The sequence below is a fragment of the Vibrio sp. CB1-5 genome (assembly GCF_059412285.1).
Genome location: NZ_JBJHPB010000001.1, coordinates 137,012 through 159,486 on the forward strand (window position 1 = coordinate 137,012; position 22,475 = coordinate 159,486).

Here is a 22,475-nt window from a genome sequence, read left to right on the forward strand (position 1 = left end):
GTAATTTATTGTGTAAAAACAGCGAGTTGCAATATATTTTCGATATGAAACTGGGTTTTTCTTCCCTATTATATTGAGATATAAAAAAAGCGAGTTACTTTTCAGTAACTCGCTTTTTCAGGCAATTCACGTTGATACGCTAATCGCGATTAGTCACGAAGCGATGCACCAAATTTCTCAGAAATATGGGTAACAATTGCGTCTACCGCACCTGCGATATCTGCATCTTCAAGTGTGCGCTCTAGAGACTGTAGAGTCAAAGCAATCGCTAGACTCTTCTTACCTTCCTCAACGCCCTTACCTACGTAAACGTCAAACAATTTCGCGTCTTTTAAGAACTCGCCACCTTGCTCTAAGCAAGCTGCAACGATGTCACCAGAAGCTACTGCTTCATCAACAACAACAGCGATGTCACGACGGTTTGCAGGGAACTTAGAAAGTCCAGCCGCTTCTGGAATCACTTTCGTGTTGATCGCAGACCATTCAACTTCGAATACGATAGTACGACCGTTTAGACCGAACTTGCGCTCAAGCTCTGGGTGAATAGTACCAATGACACCAACCTCTTTGCCATCTACAACAATTGCTGCAGATTGACCTGGGTGAAGTGCTGGGTGTTTTGCTGCAGCAAATGAGTAAGCTTTCTCGTTTGCAGACAGCTCTAGAATCGCCTCTAGGTCACCTTTTAGGTCAAAGAAATCAACCGTGTTGGTTTCAATGTCCCAATGCTCTTCGCTGCGAGTACCCGCAATCACACCTGCAAGCATAGGCTCTTGGCGCATGCCATTTTCAGCACTTTCACAAGGGATGAAACGCAGACCGTATTCGAATAGACGAACACGTGGTTGTTGGCGCTTCTGGTTGTGAACAACCGTATTTAGAAGGCCTTGAATAAGACCAAGACGCATTGCTGACATATCCGCAGAGATTGGGAATGGCAAAATCAGTGGCTCAACGTCTGGCACAACAAGCTTCTGCTGCTCTGGCTCAACGAAGCTGTAGGTAATCGCTTCATGGTAGCCACGGTCAACAAGCAGATCACGTACGCGTTTCAACGGAAGATTCGCTTCAACGTGGTTGTGCATCTTAAGTGTTGCAGCAGGGTGTTGATTTGGAATGTTATCGTAACCGTAGATACGACCTACTTCTTCAATCAGGTCTTGTTCGATTGCGATGTCAAAACGCCATGTTGGTGCAACGCCCGTCCAACCTGTATCGGTTGTCGTTACTGTTAAACCTAGACGCTCTAGGATCTCAACAACTTCAGAGTCAGCGATGTGGTGACCAAGAAGTGAATCTAGCTTAGTACGGCGCAGTTCAACTGTGTTTGGCTTAGGAAGATCAGCGTCAGACTCAACAGCAACGACAGGTGCTACTTCACCGCCACAGATTTCAACTAGAAGCTCAGTTGCACGCTCCATTGCGCTGACTTGCAGTGCGTAGTCCACACCACGCTCAAAACGCATTGAAGAATCTGTGTGAAGACCGTAGCTACGAGCGCGGCCACGAATGTGGTCCGGTGCGAAGAACGCACACTCTAGAAGCACGTCTTTAGTCTCCGTTGTTACACCAGACTCTTCACCGCCAAAGATACCCGCAATAGCGAGTGCTTTGTTGTGGTCTGCAACAACAAGTGTGTCTGCGTTTAGTTCAGCTTCAGTGCCGTCTAGAAGAGTCAGTTTCTCGCCCTGCTCTGCCATACGAACAACGATACCACCTTCAATCTTAGCGAGATCGAACGCGTGCATTGGCTGACCTTGCTCTAGAAGCACATAGTTAGTGATATCTACAACAGGGTCGATTGAACGAATACCACAACGACGCAGTTTCTCTTGCATCCATAGTGGTGTTTCAGCTTGAACGTTCACGTTCTTAACGATACGACCGAGGTAACGAGGACACGCTTCCGTTGCTTTAACTTCAATAGACGCCACATCAGCAATAGATGCTTCAACAGGGTTAACCGCTGGTGCTGTCACGTCAGCACGGTTTAGAACGCCAACTTCACGAGCAAGACCACGGATGCTGAAACAGTCAGCGCGGTTTGCAGTTAGGTCAACGTCAACAGTTACGTCATCAAGACCTAGGAAGTCACGGAAATCAGTACCGATTACTGCGTCTTCAGCCAGTTCCATAATGCCGTCAGATTCAACATCGATACCTAGCTCAGTAAACGAGCACAGCATACCGTGTGAAGGTTGACCACGTAGTTTTGCTTTCTTGATTTTGAAATCGCCTGGAAGAACAGCACCAACCGTTGCTACTGCTACTTTCAGGCCTTCACGACAGTTTGGAGCGCCACAAACGATGTCTAGCAGTTGCTTTTCGCCATTTTCGTCTTGGGCGCCAACATCAACTTTAGTCACGCGTAGTTTGTCTGCGTCTGGGTGCTGACCACACTCAACCACTTTACCTACTTTAACGCCAGTGAAAGAGCCCGCTACAGGCAGTACGTCGTCTACCTCTAGGCCAGCCATTGTAATTTGGTGCGTAAGCTCGTCAGTAGATACTGAAGGGTTTACCCACTCACGAAGCCATGATTCGCTGAATTTCATTGTGATGAACCCTCTGGATTACTTGAACTGTTTTAGGAAACGTAGATCGTTCTCGAAGAACGAACGTAGGTCATTTACGCCGTAACGGAGCATAGCTAGACGCTCGATACCGATACCGAATGCAAAACCAGAGTATTTTTCAGGGTCGATGCCTACGCTGCGAAGTACATTTGGGTGCACCATGCCACAGCCTAGGATTTCTAGCCATTTGCCATCTTTACGCTTTACGTCCACTTCCATTGAAGGTTCAGTGAATGGGAAGTATGACGGACGGTAACGAACTTCAAGATCTTCTTCGAAGAAGTTAGTTAGGAAATCGTGCAGGATACCTTTCAGCTGTGCGAAGTTAACATTTTCGTCAACCAGCATGCCTTCCACTTGGTGGAACATTGGCGTGTGTGTTTGGTCGTAGTCGTTACGGTAAACACGGCCCGGTGCGATGAAGCGGAATGGTGGTTTGCCATTTTCCATCGTACGGATCTGTACGCCAGACGTGTGTGTACGTAGCATCAGATCAGGGTTGAAGAAGAAGGTATCGTGGTCAGTACGAGCTGGGTGATCTTCTGCAATGTTTAGTGCATCAAAGTTGTGGAATGCATCTTCAATTTCAGGACCAGACTCAGTGCTAAAGCCTAACTCACCAAAGAACTTTTCAATACGCTCAACAGTACGAGTAACTGGGTGTAGACCGCCGTTCTCGATACGACGACCTGGTAGGGTTACGTCGATAGTTTCTGCCGCTAGCTTCGCTTCAAGCTCTGCACGTTGTAGTGCGTCTTTGCGTGCTGCAATAGCTTGCTGAACCACGCCTTTTGCTTTGTTGATCTCTTGACCAGCACTGCGGCGCTCTTCTGGTGGTAGTTTACCTAGGCTTTGAAGTTGAGCCGTTAGCTCACCTTTCTTACCTAGATACTGAACACGCACTTCGTCAAGTGCGACTAGCGAGTCTGCAGCGTCAATCGCTGTGCCCGCGTTAGCAATGATCTCTTCTAGATGTTGCATCGTTTCCTCGTCTACCGTCCGGTAGTATCCATAAGGGTGTTTTTTGATAGCTGTACATACTAATAAAACCCGCCGCCAATGCCAAATTGATTTGTAAATTGAACGGGTTATTGGGCAAAAAAAACACGTTTTTTGCCCTTTTGATGAAAAACTAGCAGGAAACGATGAGTAATCGCGGTTTTCTAGAGGCGATTATTTGGCTTGAGCTCGGATGAAAATGAAGTTTGGACGACGAGATAGTCGTTCAAAAGTCTCTGGAGCCAGCGTTTGCATCTCGGGCGCAGGCTTACCTTCAGAAAACTTGTCTAAAATAAAACCGGCTTCAGATAAGCTATCAAATAAGTTCGTTAATGAACGTCTAAAGAATGAAACCTCCACGGGCTCACCAACGGTATCCCAGTGCTCAGTAATACGTTCTACATCAAAGTAGTTATTGAAGGCATCGTCTTCAAAGTCGATGATCGGATGGTGAGTAGAAAAAACAAAGGTTCCCCCCGTTTTCAGAACACGCTGCACTTCTGAAAACAAAGGCACCAAATCTTCTAAGTAGTGAATCATCAGTGGGCAAACAACAACGTCATACTGATCACTGACTTCATTCGGTAAGCCTTCTGTCAAATCTTGCGAATAGCATGTGACAGCGTCACCCAGGCGACGTTGGGTCAACGCGACCATTTCCTCTGATAAATCAATCGCCGTGACAGTTGCACCTTGCTTCGCGAAGAGCTCCGCGTAGACGCCAGGACCACAACCTAAGTCAAGAACCCGCTTGTTTTTCACATCACCGACGAGCGCGAGTGTAGATGGACGTTCATAAAGTGCATTATATGCATTGTTTTCAATCGCTTCGGCATATTTGTCCGCATGCTTGGTGTACATCTCACCCATCAGAGCCTCCAACTTTCACATTTATCAACTATGGTAATCGCGGGCAATCTACCTTTCACATTTTTACTCGTCAATGGCTGACAACGCGATATTACTTAATCTTAACCGCGCCAAACTAAACGAAGCATATCCTTATATTAACGATTTCACTTTAAATTATAGAATCATCATCCAATCTCTTTTTCCATCAGAAAGTTTTTCAAACTTACGCCACGAACATTTGCTTCATTTTCTCTAACGACATTGAATCCGAAATGAAGATAAAACGGCTTGGCCGTGATACTTACATATGAATAAAGCTTGGGTAAGGTCATCTCAGCTGCCTTTTCATGAATAACGCTCATTAAAGCACGGCCAACACCTTGCCCTTGGGATTGATGATGGCAATAAAAATGATCAATGAGACCATCTGGCTGTAAATCGCTGTAACCTAGAATACGTTCACCGTCTGTCGCGACAAACGGCTGTTTTGAACCAATATAGCGCTCGAACACCTCTATTTTCATGTCTAACGGAGCCCAGCAATTAACCTGCACCTCATTGTAATCTTTGCGATTTACAGTGCGAATTGTTTGTTGATAGAGCTTCAGTAGCCACCGAGCATCATGGGTTGTTGCTGGTCGGATAGTAATTTTGCTCAAAACAACTCCTTATCACGTAAACTGTCATGAAAACATCCAGCCATTACTAGGTAAAAGCCTTGCCCGGTCACTAGATGGTAACCAATTGAAAAATAGCTTGTTGTGTACTAAATATTAAGACTCATAGAAAACGTCAAGCGGAAGCTATTATGCCCGAAAATAACAAAAAAGTTCTTGTGCTTTACGCTCACCCTTCACAGCGCCGATCTGAAGTCAACGCTCCCATGTTTCGAGACGCCACATCCGTCAAGGGCGTGACCGCGGTGGATCTCTATTACGAGTACCCCACGTACAACATCAACATTGATAAAGAGCAACAGCGACTCCTTGACCATGACGTCATCATCTTCCAATTTCCTCTCTACTGGTATTCAACGCCCTCTATTCTGAAAGAATGGCAAGACTTAGTCCTAGAATATGGATTTGCTTACGGTCAAGACGGCACTGCCCTGCATGGAAAAACTTTCTTCTGTGCTATCTCAGCTGGCGGTAAAGCGGAAGCGTATCAAACTGATGGTTACAACCATTTCACAATCAGAGAGTTACTACAGCCACTAGAGCAGACTGCAACATTGACAGGCATGACCTACCTTCCTCCATTGTGCCTGTTTGGCTCTCGCACGGCACAAGAAGAGCGACGCATACCAGAACATCGGGAACGCTGGCGTGAGTTACTCACCCTGCTCGTCGAAGATAAATTCGATACCCAACACGCCATGCCAATGGAAAAACTCAATCACTATTGGCCTCAAGAGCCATCTGTTGAATCTGATGAGGGAACGTCATGACCGAGTATTTTTTACAAGCATTCGTCTATTTGATTGCCGCCGTCATTGCCGTACCTATCGCTAAACGGCTTGGCCTAGGCTCTGTTCTCGGCTACTTGATTGCAGGCGTTGTCATCGGACCAATCATCGGACTGGTTGGTGAAGAAACAACCGCCATTCAACACTTTGCTGAATTTGGTGTCGTGATGATGCTATTTTTGGTTGGCTTAGAGCTCGAGCCCAAAATGCTTTGGGGGATGCGACACAAGCTTATTGGCCTAGGGGGGATTCAGGTAGGTGGCACAGCTGCAGCTGTCATGGCTATAGCATTAGCGCTCGGACAAACATGGAGCATTTCGTTAACTATCGGCCTTATTTTCGCGCTCTCTTCTACCGCTATCGTGCTGCAAACCTTCCATGAGAAGGGCTTAGCAAAAACTGAAGGTGGCCAAAGCTCCTTTTCTGTGTTGCTATTCCAAGACATTGCCGTCATTCCAATGCTTGCCTTCATACCGCTTTTAGCGATTCCTGAGTTGGTTGAGCAAGCCCAAAATGCTGTTGACCAAGCCGCAGAACATCATGAGCAGATAAGTTTGGTCGCAGGCTTACCAGGTTGGGCCTATGGCCTAGTAATTACTGCATCTATCGCCGTGGTTGTGGTTGGCGGGCATTTTCTAAGCCGTCCGCTATTTCGCTTTGTTGCATCTTCTGGCCTTAGGGAAATCTTTACCGCTACGGCGTTAATGTTGGTAATAGGGATTGCCGCATTAATGAGCTTAGTGGGTCTATCTCCTGCTCTGGGTACGTTCCTTGCGGGTGTTGTTCTGGCAAACAGTGAGTTCAGACACGAGCTTGAGTCTAATATCGACCCATTCAAAGGCTTATTGTTAGGGCTTTTCTTCATCACTGTAGGTGCCGGCATCAGTTTTGAAATCTTGTTTAACGACTTCTTTGTTATTATTGGGTTAACTCTCGGTGTCATGCTGTTGAAAGCAGCCGTCCTCTACCTCTTAGCCATGATATTCAAAATACAAAACAGTGCTCGCTGGTTGTTTACATTAAGCTTGGCGCAAGCGGGTGAGTTTGGTTTTGTACTCTTGAGCTTCTCGGTACACAACCATGTATTGCCGAATGACATTGCACAGACGCTTTCACTGGTCGTCGCACTCTCCATGTTCTTAACGCCGGGCCTATTTATCTTGTTTGATAAAGTCATCCTGCCCCGCTACGAAAAACAGAGTAACGACAGAGAGGCGGACACGGTTGACGAACGTGGTAGTGTACTCATTGCTGGCATGGGTCGCTTTGGACAGATTGTTAACCGACTGCTCGTCGCCAATGACGTGAGTACGGTGGCATTGGATGTTCGAGCTGACCAAGTTGATAACATGCGCCAAATTGGTACCAAAGCCTTCTTTGGTGATGCCTCCAAACCTGACATTCTTCATACCGCAGGGATCGAGGAAGTAAAACTGCTCGTCGTCGCCATTGACAATCAAGAAGCCAGTATTGAGCTTGTAAAGTATGTTAAACATACGTACCCTCACGTGAAAATTCTCGCAAGAGCGTTCGACCGTGGACATGGCTACCAACTCAGACAAGCTGGTGCGGACTATATTGAATCAGAAACCTATCATTCGGCACTAGAACTTGGTGCCAAAACGATGAATTGTTTAGGCTTCCATCCTTTCTTTGTGGAACAACAAAAAACCACGTACAAAGTCATTGAAGATAAACAATCAGACCATCTCTACGAGGGGTGGAAAGGTGGCGCTGAGGGTGAGCGCTATGATAATAACTACCGTGATCTGTTTATAGAACTAGAGGGTTTTATTAAGGACGCGATGCAAATTGATCGCAACGACAAACACTCTCGCGAGCGTGGCTGGACACCACCTCCAAAAGGCTACGCCGACAAGTTTGAAGAGTCGTAATTAAAGGTCTGTTCAATACAAGGACGGGCACATTGCCCGTCTTTATTGTTTTATTTGCCCTAACCTTTACTCGCAGCATTAGAAACAAAACAAAGAGAACAACGTGGATAAAGATTCAAAAAAGCTAGCTAAGCAACTGTTTAATATGACATTACCTATGGTGCTAGGTGTCCTATCACTGATGAGTTTTCAACTGGTAGACAGTGCATTTATTGGCCAGCTAGGCGTACTACCTCTCGCGGCACAGGGTTTTACCTTGCCGATGCAAATGGTGATCATTGGTATACAGGTTGGTCTTGGCATTGCGACGACAGCTATCATTTCTAGAGCGCTTGGTGCGAACAATGACGAATACGCAAAGCAGTTAGGTGGATTGATTTTGGTGTTTGGTAGTGCTGGTGTAGCAATCATCGGCGTGCTGATCTGGTTTATTCGCCACCCAATTCTTGCCATGTTAAGCGCCCCTGAAAGTGTTTATCCAGTCATCGATAGCTATTGGCCATATTGGTTATTGAGCTCATGGGTGGGTGCAGTACTCTACTTTTATTACAGCGTTTGCCGTGCCAATGGCAATACTGTTCTGCCGGGAATGATGATGGTCATTACCAGCATTATCAACCTTGCCCTTGACCCTTTATTTATTTTTACTTTTGACATGGGCATCAACGGCGCTGCAATTGCAACGATCGTTGCCTTTGGTATTGGTATTGCAGTCGTAGCCCCGAAAGTAGTGTCAAAGAACTGGGCATCATTTAATTGGTCCAACGTGGATATCGGCGAGAGTTTACGCTCAATTTGGAAAATCATGGCGCCAGCCATGGTCAGTCAATTACTACCACCGCTATCTTCTATGCTGGCAACAAAGCTGCTCGCGACTTTCGGCACTGCTGCCGTTGCCGCTTGGGCGCTAGGCTCACGCTACGAGTTTTTTGCCATTGTAACTGTGCTTGCCTTAACCATGTCGATGCCGCCTATGGTGGGCAAACTGCTTGGCGCAAAAAATATCGAGGACATCAAAAAGCTGGTTAACATCGCGGTTGGCTACATTTTAGGATTTCAATTGTTAGTCGCCGTTATTACTTGGCTATTCGCCACTCAACTTTCCTCACTTATGACCAGTGAAGACAATGTATTCCAAATCTTGAATTACCACCTGATTTTAGTGCCATTCAGTTTAGGGCCACTTGGCGTATGTATGCTTATGGTGTCTATTTCAAATGCTTTAGGCAAAGCTAAAACAGCCCTAACCATTTCGACCCTTCGATTATTCGCATTTTTCTTGCCTTGTTTGTGGCTCGGTGCACAATTTGGGGGAATTCAAGGGCTCTTTTATGGTGCGCTAATTGGTAATATCCTGGCTGGATTAAGCGCCTGGTTTACATACAGTTATTCGGTTAATCAGCTAGAGAAATCATTAGTTCAATAACCTCTTTCACTTAAAATGGTAACGGTAACGGCTTTGTCAAACGCCCTCTCCTTTGCTAGGTTTAAAATACGTAGTGAAAGGAGAGGTGCAATTAATGAAAATAAACATTCAGACCCATCACGTATCGATCGGCGACGACTCAAGAGAAGAGATAGAAAGTAAGTTCGAAAAAATTGCGGCTCACTTCCCGCAGCTCATTAGTAGCGACATCATCATTAGAAAAGAGCATGACCAACACGAGGTGGAAATATTCACCAACTACGAAGGCGTAAGGGTCTCAGCCAAAGCTACCCACGACGTCATGTACCCCGCAATCGCGGCATCGTTAAAGAAACTAGAAGCAGGGCTTCGAACTCGTAAAGGCCAGCTAAAAGCGGACATCCACTCTTAAATCAATTATCACGACATCATTGACGTGGTTTCTGCCTAACCAAGATTCCAAAGCCGACAGTACGTCGGCTTTTCAACGCCTGTGGCACAAAATGGCAACTCTACAATTTTCATTCCGCTACTATGTGCTCCTGACAACGTAGAGCAGACAAGATGACCTATAGAGAATTTCAACATACTGACGCATACAAGCTTATGGTGGGCACGGGTGACCTGATCACGTCCATCGCCAACTTTAGCTTTGCAGTAATCAAAGCTGTAGCCAAAGCCGGCTATTGGGTTGCACGAAAAACTCACTTATGGATCGCCCCGCGATAGCAATGAAACTATACCGCGAGTATCCAATACCGGACACTCGCATTACTTTTTCTAATCTACAATAAAAATAATTGTCGTGATTAATATCACACTTTATTATTGATGAAAGATCGGACTGGCACTAATATCTGCGCCCTAACACTGACAGGGCAAATCCTAGGCAGGTTTCATCACTCCCTATTGTTTACGAGATATTTGAGAAATGTCATCCAAATTTCCATTAGCAAAGCTGACCTTTTTGATCGCTATTCTGACCGCCGTAGGTCAAATGACTCAAACTATGTACGTCTCATCTATTGGGCAAATGGCGCAAGAGTTTCGTGTCAACCCTGCCATGCTACAAGCTGTGATGGCGTGTTACCTGATCCCTTATGGTTTATCGCAGTTCGTATATGGTCCTCTATCAGATAAATTGGGTCGTAAACCTATCATTTTAGTTGGATTAGCTATCTACCTTGTCGGTGCTGTTATTAGTCTGTTCGCTCATTCATTCGAGCTATTTTTGCTGGGCAGCTTCATTCAAGGCGCTGGTATCGGTAGTGGCGGAGCGATGTCTCGAACACTTTCTCGAGACTGTTTCTCAGGAGAAGAACTGCACCGCGCAAACAGCATCATTAGTATGTGTGTGATTTTTTCACCACTGCTTGCACCTGTGCTTGGTGGCGTGTTCACCGAAACACTGGGTTGGCGTTCAAGCTACCTGTTCTTAACTTTGTTTGCCGTTGCTGTAGTGATTGTAATGGCATCGAAACTGATGGAAACGCTACCGCAAGAGCGCCGAAGCAAAAGCTCTGCAATGGACAACTATCGATTTGTACTATCAGATCGTCGCTTCCAAGGCTATGTGGTTTGCCTCGTGGCAACCTTTGCCGGAGTTGCAGTATTCGAAGCAGCGGCTGGCGTATTGTTTGGTGGCGTACTTAAACTGTCCGCGCTGACTGTTAGCATTCTGTTTGTAATGCCCATCCCAGGCTATTTGCTGGGCGCTGGTTTCTCCTCCATGCTAGCCAAACGCTACGGTACACAAGCAGCATTTAAATTTGGTTTGGCTGCTATTGTACTTGGCTCTATGGTGGTGTTACTGCCAGGTCTACAAGGTGCAACTGACGCTTGGACACTAACGTTTGGGTCCACAGTCTATTTTCTGGGTGCTGGTGTTTTATTTCCAGCAGCAACCACGGGCGCATTAACACCCTTCCCGAATCATGCTGGTACGGGGGGTGCGGTATTGGGCGGCATGCAAAACCTTGGAGCTGGACTTGCCACACTTGGAGCATCGGTTGTTCCTGCCAGCAGTCAACTTCCGCTCGGGGTAATTATGCTTATCATGTCGCTATTGGCAATGTGGGGGCTTCATATTGCCAATCGTGATAGAGGTCATGACAATAGCAATGGTGCTGTCATGGTCTAAAACACACATTGACAGAATTACCTCACAAGGCGACGTTTAACGTCGCCTTTTTGCCGTAAAAATTAGACTCAATTCGACATATCGTTGCGTTTCAATACCATTTATCGACTTCTATTTTGTTTTCAGTTAGTTAACATTGCAATATGGCATACAGCGGCTAGAATGGTGACTTACCTCTACCCAATAATGCCATGGAAGGAGTCACTGGAGTTGAGAGTTCGCTGTATGCATCACCTTGTTGTCATTGTTATCTCCACTGCTCTAGTCGTCATTAATGCCTTTCCAAGTGCACATGCCGCTAGCACAGAAAATAAAACCTTTCTGGTCTCTGCTCACGAACGTGACTTTCTAGCGAGATTTATTTTTTCGACCATTGAGAGTCAATCAAACTTTCGCTTTGAATATGTGGCGGCATCAGATTTTACTGAACGACTTAATGCCGTTGAAAATCGCAAACTCGATTTTGTCGCCAATATCACTTTTACCAAAGCTCGCTCTCAACGATTTATTTTTTCACAGCCGATCAATATAGAGCCTACCTATTTGTACACTCAAACCGGGCAAAGCTTTGACGAGCTTTCTGTGATTGGCACCACCATGGGGACAGCGTTTAACGATATTATCCAACGCTACTACCCAGATAAACGTGTATTGAGTTTTAACGATAATGAAGTGGCGTTTGAAAGCATGCGCAGCGGCGATATTGATGGCTACATTGGCACATTTTTACAGCTAGAATGGTTTTTAAATGCTGGATTTAAAGCGGCTCTAATTAATGATAGGGTCTCAATACCGCCTGTCTCTATCATTACTAATAAACAAGAGAACGCGCCTTTGTTGGCGAAGTTCAGTCAAATCATCTCACAAGATTCTGTTCAAAAGCAGATACGTAGTTATATCGAAAGCTACATCACCAACATAGCAATCAAACAGTTAAAAAGTGACATTGAGTCTTCTGGCCTAGACCTTAGGGCGCCTCTAGAGGTGCATCTCAACCACAGAAAGCCTTACGTCTATCAATCGAAAGATGGTAATGTAAAAGGCGTCGCCGTCGAACTAGTTAACGAAATCTGTCGTCTCGGCTCTTTGCAATGTGAACTGATCTACGAGCCGAACAAGGCCTGGGCGGCATCGCTGCAAAAACTCATGCTTGCCGAGCACGACGTTATGATCCCTATTGCCGATCTCAGACACCGGAAAAAGCATATGATCTTCAGTCGACCTTTTGCTTCGATTGATGGCGTCGTTGCCAAACGGGTGGGGTTTAAAGAAGAAGTCTACAGGCATATCTCTGAGCTTTTTGCTGAGCGTGTAGGTGTTGTTGAAAATGATGTTTTTGCCACCATTACCAGGCGATTGCTACCAAACAAAGAATTGGTCTATTTCAAAGACACCGAAGCCATGGTACGAGGTTTAATTGCCGGGACGATTGACTACGCCGTCACTAACCGCGTCACACTTAATACTTTGCTTTATGAGCAAGTGCTGTCGGAAATTACCGAAGACCATTACTTTAAACCTTTTTATCAGTCTCAACTGAGTTTTGGTTTTCCGAAAACAGAACGTGGCGAAACATTGGCAAAATTGTTCAACCGTACTTTGGACTTTGTCGATACAGAAGCGATCCATCAAAAATATCAGCCACCAGCAAACTGGCGGGAGCTTAATAAAAAAGAGCTAGATAAAAGGCGCTTGAACATAATCAATGTTCTGCTCGGATTGTTTATTTTAGTCACCATCGTATTTGGCTATCTCACCAACCATAGAGCAAACCACGACGCCCTAACTAAGCTCAAGAATCGTCATGCGTTGAATCGTATTCGTAAGCAATCTTTAGGTAAAGGAAACGGCCTTATTTATATTGACCTTAATGGGTTCAAACAAATAAATGACACTTACGGTCACACTGTCGGCGACCAAGTCCTAAGATGCTACGCCAAGCTACTGCGCCAAACGGTCAAAGGGACGAGCTATCGAATTGGCGGTGATGAGTTTGTTGCTATTACGCCTCTTAGCAAAGATAAATTGTCGGAATTGCTACCAAGATTAGAAAGTTTTGATTTTAAACTTCGTGACCAAGATAAAACACTGCAGCTTCACGCAGCGGTAGGTGTCTTCTTACCTGACAGCAGTGAGCTAAGTATTAAGCAACTACTCATCTACACTGACTTTGCCATGTACGAAGCGAAGAGAAACCAGGATCTTCGAAGTGTTATCGTAGACAAAGCTAAGTTGGCGGAGCTAATAGAAGCTAACGGTATTAATAAAGCTTCTTAAAGAGCTAAGAAACAGTAAAGGAGGCAACGCCTCCTTTACTATTGTGCTTACACTTCAAATCGGCCAACCAATTGATCTAGCCTTGAGATAGAGTTTTGCATAAGTGATGTTCGACGTGCTAACTGCTTGGATTGATATTGCAGTGAACTTGTCGACTCAGCAGCATGCTCCGCTGTCTGTGAATTGGTGTTACTCATGTCCGCCAGTCCAGTAATTGCAGCAAACAATGAGTTTACCGATTGTTGTAGCTGTTCGTTCTGCTTCGATGTATCAGCTAAATAAGCATTGCTTTCAACATTTTCAATCCCCGCACGCATGGTATTCACGGCTTTCTCAGACTGTTGCCTTAATTGTTCCATCAAATCACCAATATCCTTCGCGGCAGCGGCGGTTCTATCTGCTAAAGTTCGCACTTCATCAGCGACCACAGAAAAGCCTCTACCGTGCTCACCCGCCCTCGCCGCTTCAATGGCGGCATTCAGCGCGAGTAAATTGGTCTGTGCAGTAATGTCTGTAATTAATGTGACGATGTCACTTATCTTTTCCATTTCAGTGTTCACGTCATTCACGCTGGCAGACGAAGACTGAACAATCTCTTTTATGTTGTCGGCGCTACTACGAGCCGTTTCATACTCCTGATGCGCTCGCTCCACCGATTCCGTCATCAGCACATGCATTTCTCTTGCATTATCATTAGCAGAACGGATTTCTTCAACTTGCTGGTCGGAAAGATCAATAAGCTGGGAGATGGACCCAGACGTATCCTCACTTGACTTAGACAGTCGCTGACTACAACGAAACATAGATTCAGAGACGTTGTTCACCTCACGACTCGCAAACACCAATTCTGATACCACGGTTTCCAGGTTATCAATGAAGCTGTTTGTCCATCGGCCTAAATCCCCGGTCTCATCCGCTTTAAACTTCGATGCATCGAGCCGTTGCTTTAGATTTCCATCCCCTTCTGCCAGCACCTTCATCACTCCCGTCATCTGCTCAAGGCTTAGTGACAAAGGTTTAGCCGTGCGTGCTCTAAACAGTAACGTTAATGCACCAGCAGTGAGTAATGATACACCCGCACTCGAATACGGATCCCAACCCAAAAAATGCTGAAGAGCGACTGGTAACAGTGTGACCAACATAGCTGAAGCCATAAAGCGGCGAGTTAAACGCCCCACCAGCGAGCGGTGACGGTGTACTTCTTCAAGATCCGACTCACACATCATGCCCCATCGATCAATAGAGCCCGGTAACTGAAAGGTCACACCCTTGCCAATCACTGGAATGTGGCGATAGTCCGAGTATCCAGGATAATCAACATAGATATTGCTGCCATTTTTGATCGTTTCACGCACGCCTGGGTGAAGTTGGTTGGTTGCGGGATCATTAAACACCACCTCAAATTCAGTATGATGACGAATTTGCACTGTCCCCCAATCCGTTTGAACCCCTTGCTTTAGATTCTCACCATGAGAAAAGGTGTTATCTTCAAATCGAGAGCGCGACAACGCTACTCCTTGAGCGATGGACGGGTCAAACTTCGACTCAACCATGAATAGATAGTTGTCCCCAGACTCACTGTAGATATGCCCCGCTTCTCGCTGAATCAAATCTCCCAGTACATCATTTGGCACACGTCCGCAGAGCACAGGAGAGTTAGGTTGATTCACATCGAGAGGTTGGTAGAACATCAAGGTAACAGCATCATGAAACTTGGACGATGATGCCCCTATTGTTAGCGTTTTCTGGTCAACATAAGGACCATGTAAGAATGGCTTCACTTGACCAAGCTCTAACGCCTTTAAAGAAGTCAGTCTTTTTCCATTGTGTTCACGATAGCTAGAGTTGATTGTCACGCCAAGGCTATCGACTAAGAAAAGCTCAGTGAAGTCCTTACTACGCTTAAGCAATAGATCGAGCGCTTCAGACTGTTCATCTTGCGTCTTTGAGGAGAGATAAAACGCGGCATCTTCCAAGAACCTCCATTGATTAAGCGCCCATGTTTCTAGCAGCTTCACCCGAGTTTGAGCAATGCTCTCGAACGTTTGCTCAAGCTCATTGATACGACTGCGATTGGCAAAACAAGCCACGCGCATCGCAATCTTCCCCGTATTCCCAAACCATGGTAGCCAGCGTTTTTCTGTTGTCGTTAAGTTCATGTTCAATCCCTTGAATCTAGTTTGTTGATAATAAAGCAATTTATATACCCGTATTCTGTAGGGTTTAATCACTCACAATTACAAAGGATAGGCGGATAAAAAGGGGCGTCATCGCACTAAATGGCCTTATTTAGCACCAACTCAGTGCAACACTAGCACCAAATGAGGGAACTGCCCTTTCGAGGGGCAAAACATATCCTTTACCAGTCGAGCGACAAACTAATACAAAACGGCCCATTTCAACGAGTGAAATGGGCCGTTTTAGTGCGTAACTAGATACGCTTTAATCACACTTAATTTGTTTGCTCATTCAAGTAAGCTTGCAGTGAGATGTTGGTCCATTCACGCATTTTGGTTAAATATGACGCTTGTGAATCCAAGATTTCTTTTGCCAGTTCATCATTCGCCGCTTGTTGCTTAAGCAGTTCACCGTTCGCTTGTTTTAGAGCATTAATTACTTCAGGTGGGAAGCTACGAACTTTAATGTCTGGGTACTCTGAACTCATCTTAGACCAGCTGTTCGCATTTTCATGGAGCGCTTGGGTATACATATCAAACGCCGCGACGCGGAACGAAGTCTCTAGAATGATTTTTAGATCGTCCGGTAGCTCTTGCCAAACTTTTTTGTTTACTAGGAATTGTGTCTCAGAACCTGGCTCATGCCATGCTGTATAGTAATATGGTGCAATTTTCTGAAAGCCCATTCGTAAATCAAACGCAGGTCCAACCCACTCTAATGCATCAATAGTGCCGCGCTCCAGCGACGTGTAAAGCTCTCCTGGCGCGATATTCGTAGGCTTAGCGCCAACTTGAGCCAACACTTCACCAGCAAAACCTGGTATACGCATTTTAAGCCCTTTCAAATCCTCAACCGTATTGATTTCTTTTTTGAACCAACCACCCATCTGAATATCAGAGTTACCACCCGGGAAGGACAATAGGTTGTGTGGTGAATACACTTGCTGCATCAACTCTAAGCCGCCACCATGATAAAACCATGAGTATTGTTCCATGGTTGTCATACCAAATGGCATTGATGAGAAGTATAGCGTGTTGGGAACCTTGCCTTTCCAGTAGTATGAACTGGAGTGTCCGAGGTCATACTGGCCAGATTTCACCATATCAAAGACACCCAGTGGTGCTTTGTGCTTGTTGGCCGAATCGATGCGAATAATCAAACGTCCGTTCGACATTTCTTTCGCAAGCTTAGCCATATTCTTACTTGCATCCCCTAATATGGGGGTATTCGGCCCCCAGGTTTCAGCCAGTTTTAGTCGATAAACTTTGTCATCGGCTTGAACGTGAACTGCGGCAAGAGTGGTTAGAGATGCGACGATAAGAGTACTGACTCGACGAATGGTTTTTTTGAAGTCCATTTCTTAGATTCCTATGTACGTTATTGGGTAACTCACCAACAATGGATGTAAACACCTTGTATGTCAAAGTGTTATCATTTAGCTTCGCTCGGATTGAGCAGCCAATATGACCAATATTTAACCACTTGCCATTATTTTATCCTTTTCGCCACACCAACCCTTTATTAACCTCCAAACCAAAGGTCGCTATAAATATTCCATTCTGTTTAACAAAGTGATAGTTCTGTCACGGATTCTCTGATATTAATAGCCGAATTGTTCAATATTTTGAAAAGTAACACTATGGACTGGGCTACGCTGACAATATTTATCCCCACCTTTTTCTTTGTATCTATCACTCCTGGTATGTGCATGACACTCGCGCTGACCATGGGCATGAGCATCGGCTATCGACGCACCTTATGGATGATGATTGGTGAGCTTCTGGGCGTTGCGGTTGTTGCTCTCGCAGCTATTTTGGGTATTGCGGCAGTGATGTTGAGATACCCAGAAGTGTTCACCATTTTCAAAGCAGTAGGTGCGACTTACCTCTTCTATTTAGGCGTTCAAATGTGGCGTTCACGCGGTAAACTCGCCATCACATCCGAGGTTGAGCAATCGTCACGCCACAACGATTGGGATCTTGTTGTACAAGGCTTTGTCACGGCCATCGCCAACCCTAAAGGCTGGGCATTCATGATTTCACTGCTTCCACCTTTTATTGATCAATCCAAGTCAATGTTTGGCCAGGTCTCCATGATGCTTGCCATTATCTTGGTCAGTGAGTTCGTCTGCATGACGATCTACGCAACCGGTGGTAAAGGTTTAAAGCGCACTCTGGGTAATGCCAACAATGTACGAACCATGAATCGCATCGCAGGCACACTGATGTGTGGCGTTGGTGTTTGGTTGTTTTTAGGCTAATTTGTTTTGGTTTAAATAGTGGGCTCCTTTTCGGGGCCCATTTTTTTGTTGGGTAACATCAGCAATGACTGCCGGCTCTCATGCCATCAAAAGCATAGTGCCTATATCGGCACTTCCTGTTACTGACGTTAGTACTGCGGCAGTTAGGCCCTAGAACGTACAAATGCGTAGGTAAGTTACACAATATGTAATTAAAGCACCTTAATATGACAACATGTATAGGTCATTATCCGTCGAACCCCCCGCCTACATAGAATATACAGATAGCTAGGGCTCGCTTCTATGCCATTGTCGATTAGTTAATCACCCTCTCTACCCCTTTAGAGTAGTTTAAGTCAGTAATTGATTTACATCATGTATTAATTTGCTTTCACAAATAACAATGCAGACAGATTTGAAGAACTAACACTTAGGTATAATCATGAGCAAGATGAAGCTTGTCGTCGTAGGAAACGGCATGGTTGGTCATCGCTATCTCGAGGACTTAGTCGAGAAAGCAGATATGGCCAACTATGAAGTGACTGTCTTCTGCGAAGAACCCCGCGTTGCGTACGACCGTGTACACCTTTCCTCTTATTTTTCGCACCACACTGCTGACGAGCTCTCTCTCGTTAAAGAAGGTTTTTACCAAAAGCATGGCATTAACGTATTGATTGGCGAGCGCGCTATCAATATCAACCGTGAAAACCACATTGTTTACTCCAGCACTGGTCGTGAAATCAAATACGACAAACTCATCCTCGCTACTGGCTCCTTCCCATTTGTCCCGCCTATCAAGGGCAACGAAAGCAAAGACTGTTTTGTTTACCGCACTATCGAAGATCTAAAAGCTATCGAAGCAACCGCTAAGAAAAGTAAGAGCGGCGTTGTGATCGGTGGTGGCCTGCTAGGTCTTGAAGCTGCTGGTGCACTAAAAGCACTAGGCGTAGAAACTCACGTTGTTGAGTTTGCACCAAAGCTAATGGCAGAGCAGCTAGACCAAGCTGGCGGAAACCAGCTGCGTTCAAAGATTGAAAGCATGGGCGTCAACGTTCACACCAACAAGAACACGCTAGAAATCGCTCCTGAAGGCAAAACAGCACGTAACGTGATGCGTTTTGCTGACGGTACTGAGCTAGAAACTGACTTCATCGTGTTCTCTGCAGGTATCCGTCCTCAAGACAAACTTGCTCGCGAAATGAAGCTAGATATCGCACCACGTGGTGGTATTGCGATCAACGACTTCTGCCAAACGTCAGATAAAAACATCTACGCAATTGGTGAGTGTGCATCTTGGAACGAAACGTTCTACGGTCTAGTAGCGCCTGGCTACAAGATGGCAACGGTTGCGGTTGACCACATTGTAGGCAACGACAGCAAATTCGAAGGCGCTGACATGTCAGCGAAGCTTAAGCTTCTTGGCGTGAAGGTAGGCTCAATTGGTGACGCTAACGGTCGCACTCCTGGCTGTAAGAGCTACGTTTACCAAAACGAAGAGCAAGAAGTTTACAAGCGTCTTATCGTTTCTGAAGACAACAAGAAGCTTCTTGGCGCAGTGATGGTTGGTGATACTTCTGACTACGGCGATCTACTTCAGCTAATGCTGAACGAAATCGACCTACCAGAGCACCCAGATGCACTCATTCTTCCAGCGCATGCTGGCGCTGAAAAGCCTACTTTAGGTGCCGATTCTCTTCCTGAATCAGCGGTTATCTGTTCTTGCTTTGACGTTACTAAAGGCAAAATTGCTCAAGCAGTTGCTGAAGGTCACCACACAATTGGTGACATCAAAGCAGTGACTGGCGCAGGTACTGGTTGTGGTGGTTGTATCCCTCTTGTGACTTCAGTTCTGAATGCTGAGCTTGCTAAGTCTGGTATCGAAGTTAAGAACGATGTATGTGAGCACTTTGCTTACTCCCGTCAAGAGTTGTTCCACCTAGTGCGTATCGGCGAGATCAAGACGTTCGAAGAACTGCTTGAGAAACACGGTACAGGCTACGGCTGTGAAGTATGTAAGCCACTAGCAGGCTCTATCCTAGCATCTTGCTGGGGTGACCACATCCTTAAGCCTGAGCTAGTTAAGCTACACGATACCAACGATAACTTCCTAGGTAACATCCAAAAAGACGGTACTTACTCTGTTATCCCACGTATGGCTGGCGGTGAAGTCACACCTCAAGCGCTAAAAGTGCTGGCTGAAGTAGCTGCAGAATACAACCTTTACACTAAGGTGACGGGTGCACAACGTATCGGTCTGTTCGGCGCGCAAAAAGACGACCTTCCAGCAATCTGGAAGAAGCTGATTGACGCGGGTTACGAAACAGGTCAAGCGTATGCGAAAGCACTACGTATGGCGAAAACGTGTGTGGGTTCAACTTGGTGTCGTTACGGCGTTCAAGATTCTGTTGGTCTAGGCTCTCGCATCGAGAACCGTTACAAAGGCATCCGTACTCCTCATAAGATGAAGTTTGGTGTTTCTGGCTGTACTCGTGAATGTGCTGAAGCACAAGGTAAAGACCTTGGCATCATCGCAACTGACGCAGGTTGGAACATGTACGTGTGTGGTAACGGCGGCATGAAGCCTCGTCACGCAGACCTACTGGCTTCTGATCTAGACGAAGCAACGCTAATCCAATACATCGACCGCTTCATGATGTTCTACATCCGTACTGCTGCGCCACTACAACGCACTTCAGTTTGGATGGAAAACATGGAAGGTGGTGTGGACTACCTACGTGAAGTTATCGTTGATAACAAGCTTGGTATCAACGAGCAACTTGAAGCTGACGTACAACGTCTAGTCGGCGATTACAGCTGTGAGTGGAAAAACACAATTGAAGATGAGTCTCAGCTTACGCGTTTTGCTCACTTCATTAACAGTGACCTACGTGATGACAATGTGGTATTCGTTCAAGAGCGTGACCAACACCGTCCAGCAACATTCACTGAGAAGCACTCAAATGCGAAAGGCGACATCCTACACGTTGAGCTGGAGAAGTAATCATGGCATTTCAAAAAGTATGCGACATCCAAGATATCGTCCCGGGCACAGGTGTTTGTGCATTGATTGACGGTCAGCAGGTTGCCGTTTTCCGCCCAAGTGCTGCAGAAGAAGTTCGCGCTATCAGCAACATGGACCCGTTCTATCAATCTAACGTGCTATCACGTGGCCTGATTGTTGAACACCAAGATGAGCTTTGGGTTGCAAGCCCGCTTAAGAAGCAGCGCTTTAACCTAGCTACCGGTGCGTGTATGGAAGATGAGCGCTTTAGTGTCAAAGCTTACAAAGCTCGCGTGACTAAAGGTGCAGTAGAAATATCTGCTTAACATCGAATATGCGCTGAAGAGTGAATAACCATAGGGGTTGCTTTGGTCCTAGGTCCTAGGTCCTAGGTCCTAGGTCCTAGGTCCTAGGTCCTAGAAACCATGTTTACAACCCCTATCACTATTCAATCTTAACTTTTTTATTTTTACACTTTGTTGGAGAGACATGATGTCTACTGATTTTAAACCTGCACAATTCGTTCAAACTATGATCGACGTTGGCGAAGCGAAGACCAAAACCAGCACTCGCGATCTACTTTTGCGCGGTACTATGGCAGGTATTATTCTGTCATTGGCGGTAGTTGTTGCTATCACAACCATCGTTCAAACAGGTATGGGCGTTGTGGGTGCGCTTGTGTTCCCTGTTGGTTTCGTTATTTTGAGCGTAATGGGTTATGACCTTGTAACCGGTGTTTTCGGTCTTGCACCTTTAGCAAAATTTGAAAACCGCCCAGGTATCACTTGGGGTCGCATCATGCGCTGCTGGGGCCTAGTAGGTCTTGGTAACCTTATCGGTTCATTAATTGTTGCCTACCTAGTGGCTGTATCACTAACAGGTAACTTCTCTCTTGAGCTAAACGCGGTAGCGAAGAAGTTCATTGCGGTTTCTACTGCTCGTAGCCTTGGTTTTGAAAACATGGGTATGGACGGATGGATCACTTGTTTCGTTCGCGGTATCTTCTGTAACCTAATGGTTTGTCTAGGTGTAATCGGCAACATGACAGCACGTACTGTTGCGGGTCGCGTTGCTATGATGTGGTTCCCAATCTTCATCTTCTTCGCACTAGTATTTGAGCACACAGTAGTGAACATGTTCCTGTTCCCACTAGGCATGATTCTAGGTGCTGACTTTGGTATCGCGACTTGGTTGAACTTCAACCTTATCCCTACCATCCTGGGTAACATCGTTGGCGGTCTAATCATGACATGTATCCCGCTTTACCTAACTCACGCTAAAACTGCACCTTCAATCTCTACTGAAACAGAAGAGCAAGTGCAAGCGGAACCAGCTCTAAGCGCGAAGTAATCTCGATATGACCTCACCTTCGTGGTGAGGTCTTTTAACTCTTTGGTTATAAAAAGTCGTACTGCCGAGTATCACTCTTTATACCCAAATTTTGATTT

At 45.7% G+C, this 22,475-nt stretch carries 17 protein-coding genes; 11 read left to right on the plus strand and 6 right to left on the minus strand.

Annotation, left to right across the window (positions count from 1 at the left end):
• Window positions 1-149 precede the first annotated feature (149 nt).
• The 4 genes from pheT to ACJB0T_RS00590 form a co-directional block, all read right to left on the minus strand.
• Window positions 150-2,555, minus strand: coding sequence for a phenylalanine--tRNA ligase subunit beta (gene pheT / locus ACJB0T_RS00575; protein ID WP_479290012.1), 2,406 nt, complete (start codon window positions 2,553-2,555; stop codon window positions 150-152).
• Between the two features lie 18 nt (window positions 2,556-2,573).
• The gene (pheS, locus tag ACJB0T_RS00580; RefSeq protein WP_112461716.1) at window positions 2,574-3,557 is read right to left on the minus strand and encodes a phenylalanine--tRNA ligase subunit alpha; all 984 of its coding nucleotides are present in this window, start codon (window positions 3,555-3,557) and stop codon (window positions 2,574-2,576) included.
• A 192-nt stretch (window positions 3,558-3,749) separates the two neighbouring features.
• Window positions 3,750-4,448: a class I SAM-dependent DNA methyltransferase gene (locus tag ACJB0T_RS00585; RefSeq protein WP_479292243.1), complete on the minus strand. Its 699-nt coding sequence runs from the start codon at window positions 4,446-4,448 to the stop codon at window positions 3,750-3,752.
• A gap of 164 nt (window positions 4,449-4,612) precedes the next feature.
• A complete protein-coding gene (locus tag ACJB0T_RS00590; RefSeq protein WP_479290010.1) occupies window positions 4,613-5,086 on the minus strand; it encodes a GNAT family N-acetyltransferase in 474 nt (157 codons plus the stop codon).
• Between the two features lie 149 nt (window positions 5,087-5,235).
• On the opposite strand from ACJB0T_RS00590, the gene ACJB0T_RS00595 reads away from it, so the two are divergent.
• The 7 genes from ACJB0T_RS00595 (at window position 5,236) to ACJB0T_RS00625 (ending at window position 13,609) form a co-directional block, all read left to right on the plus strand.
• Window positions 5,236-5,874, plus strand: coding sequence for an NAD(P)H-dependent oxidoreductase (locus tag ACJB0T_RS00595; protein WP_479290008.1), 639 nt, complete (start codon window positions 5,236-5,238; stop codon window positions 5,872-5,874).
• Window positions 5,871-7,787 carry a monovalent cation:proton antiporter-2 (CPA2) family protein gene (locus tag ACJB0T_RS00600; RefSeq protein WP_479290006.1) on the plus strand — a complete coding sequence of 639 codons (1,917 nt, stop codon included), beginning with the start codon at window positions 5,871-5,873 and terminating at the stop codon, window positions 7,785-7,787. Before ACJB0T_RS00595 ends, ACJB0T_RS00600 begins: the two co-directional genes overlap by 4 nt.
• Window positions 7,788-7,932: 145 nt before the next feature.
• Window positions 7,933-9,213 (plus strand): MATE family efflux transporter, encoded by a 1,281-nt coding sequence (locus ACJB0T_RS00605; protein WP_479292241.1) that lies wholly within the window; start codon window positions 7,933-7,935, stop codon window positions 9,211-9,213.
• Window positions 9,214-9,307: 94 nt separating this feature from the next.
• Entirely contained in the window at window positions 9,308-9,604 is a 297-nt protein-coding gene (hpf, locus tag ACJB0T_RS00610; protein WP_479290004.1) for a ribosome hibernation-promoting factor, HPF/YfiA family, read from the plus strand.
• Window positions 9,605-9,756: 152 nt separating this feature from the next.
• Window positions 9,757-9,921, plus strand: a complete 165-nt coding sequence (locus tag ACJB0T_RS00615) for a hypothetical protein (protein ID WP_495292905.1) — start codon at window positions 9,757-9,759, stop codon at window positions 9,919-9,921.
• A gap of 202 nt (window positions 9,922-10,123) precedes the next feature.
• On the plus strand, window positions 10,124-11,332 hold the full coding sequence (gene emrD / locus ACJB0T_RS00620; RefSeq protein WP_479290002.1) for a multidrug efflux MFS transporter EmrD: 1,209 nt from the start codon (window positions 10,124-10,126) through the stop codon (window positions 11,330-11,332).
• Between the two features lie 225 nt (window positions 11,333-11,557).
• The gene (locus tag ACJB0T_RS00625; RefSeq protein WP_479290000.1) at window positions 11,558-13,609 is read left to right on the plus strand and encodes a GGDEF domain-containing protein; all 2,052 of its coding nucleotides are present in this window, start codon (window positions 11,558-11,560) and stop codon (window positions 13,607-13,609) included.
• 47 nt (window positions 13,610-13,656) lie between these two features.
• Here ACJB0T_RS00625 and ACJB0T_RS00630 read toward each other — a convergent pair whose 3' ends face one another.
• Entirely contained in the window at window positions 13,657-15,768 is a 2,112-nt protein-coding gene (locus ACJB0T_RS00630) for a methyl-accepting chemotaxis protein (RefSeq protein WP_479289998.1), read from the minus strand.
• Window positions 15,769-16,061: 293 nt separating this feature from the next.
• The gene (locus ACJB0T_RS00635) at window positions 16,062-17,144 is read right to left on the minus strand and encodes a TRAP transporter substrate-binding protein (RefSeq protein ID WP_479289996.1); all 1,083 of its coding nucleotides are present in this window, start codon (window positions 17,142-17,144) and stop codon (window positions 16,062-16,064) included.
• 282 nt (window positions 17,145-17,426) lie between these two features.
• Between ACJB0T_RS00635 and ACJB0T_RS00640 the strand changes: the two genes are divergently transcribed.
• From ACJB0T_RS00640 to ACJB0T_RS00655, 4 genes are all read left to right on the plus strand, one after another.
• On the plus strand, window positions 17,427-18,047 hold the full coding sequence (locus tag ACJB0T_RS00640; RefSeq protein ID WP_479289995.1) for a LysE family translocator: 621 nt from the start codon (window positions 17,427-17,429) through the stop codon (window positions 18,045-18,047).
• Window positions 18,048-18,468: 421 nt separating this feature from the next.
• Window positions 18,469-21,027: a nitrite reductase large subunit NirB gene (gene nirB, locus ACJB0T_RS00645; RefSeq protein ID WP_479289993.1), complete on the plus strand. Its 2,559-nt coding sequence runs from the start codon at window positions 18,469-18,471 to the stop codon at window positions 21,025-21,027.
• A gap of 2 nt (window positions 21,028-21,029) precedes the next feature.
• Entirely contained in the window at window positions 21,030-21,353 is a 324-nt protein-coding gene (nirD, locus tag ACJB0T_RS00650) for a nitrite reductase small subunit NirD (protein WP_479289992.1), read from the plus strand.
• A 166-nt stretch (window positions 21,354-21,519) separates the two neighbouring features.
• Window positions 21,520-22,377 (plus strand): formate/nitrite transporter family protein, encoded by an 858-nt coding sequence (locus ACJB0T_RS00655; RefSeq protein WP_479292240.1) that lies wholly within the window; start codon window positions 21,520-21,522, stop codon window positions 22,375-22,377.
• The last annotated feature ends 98 nt before the right edge of the window (window positions 22,378-22,475 follow it).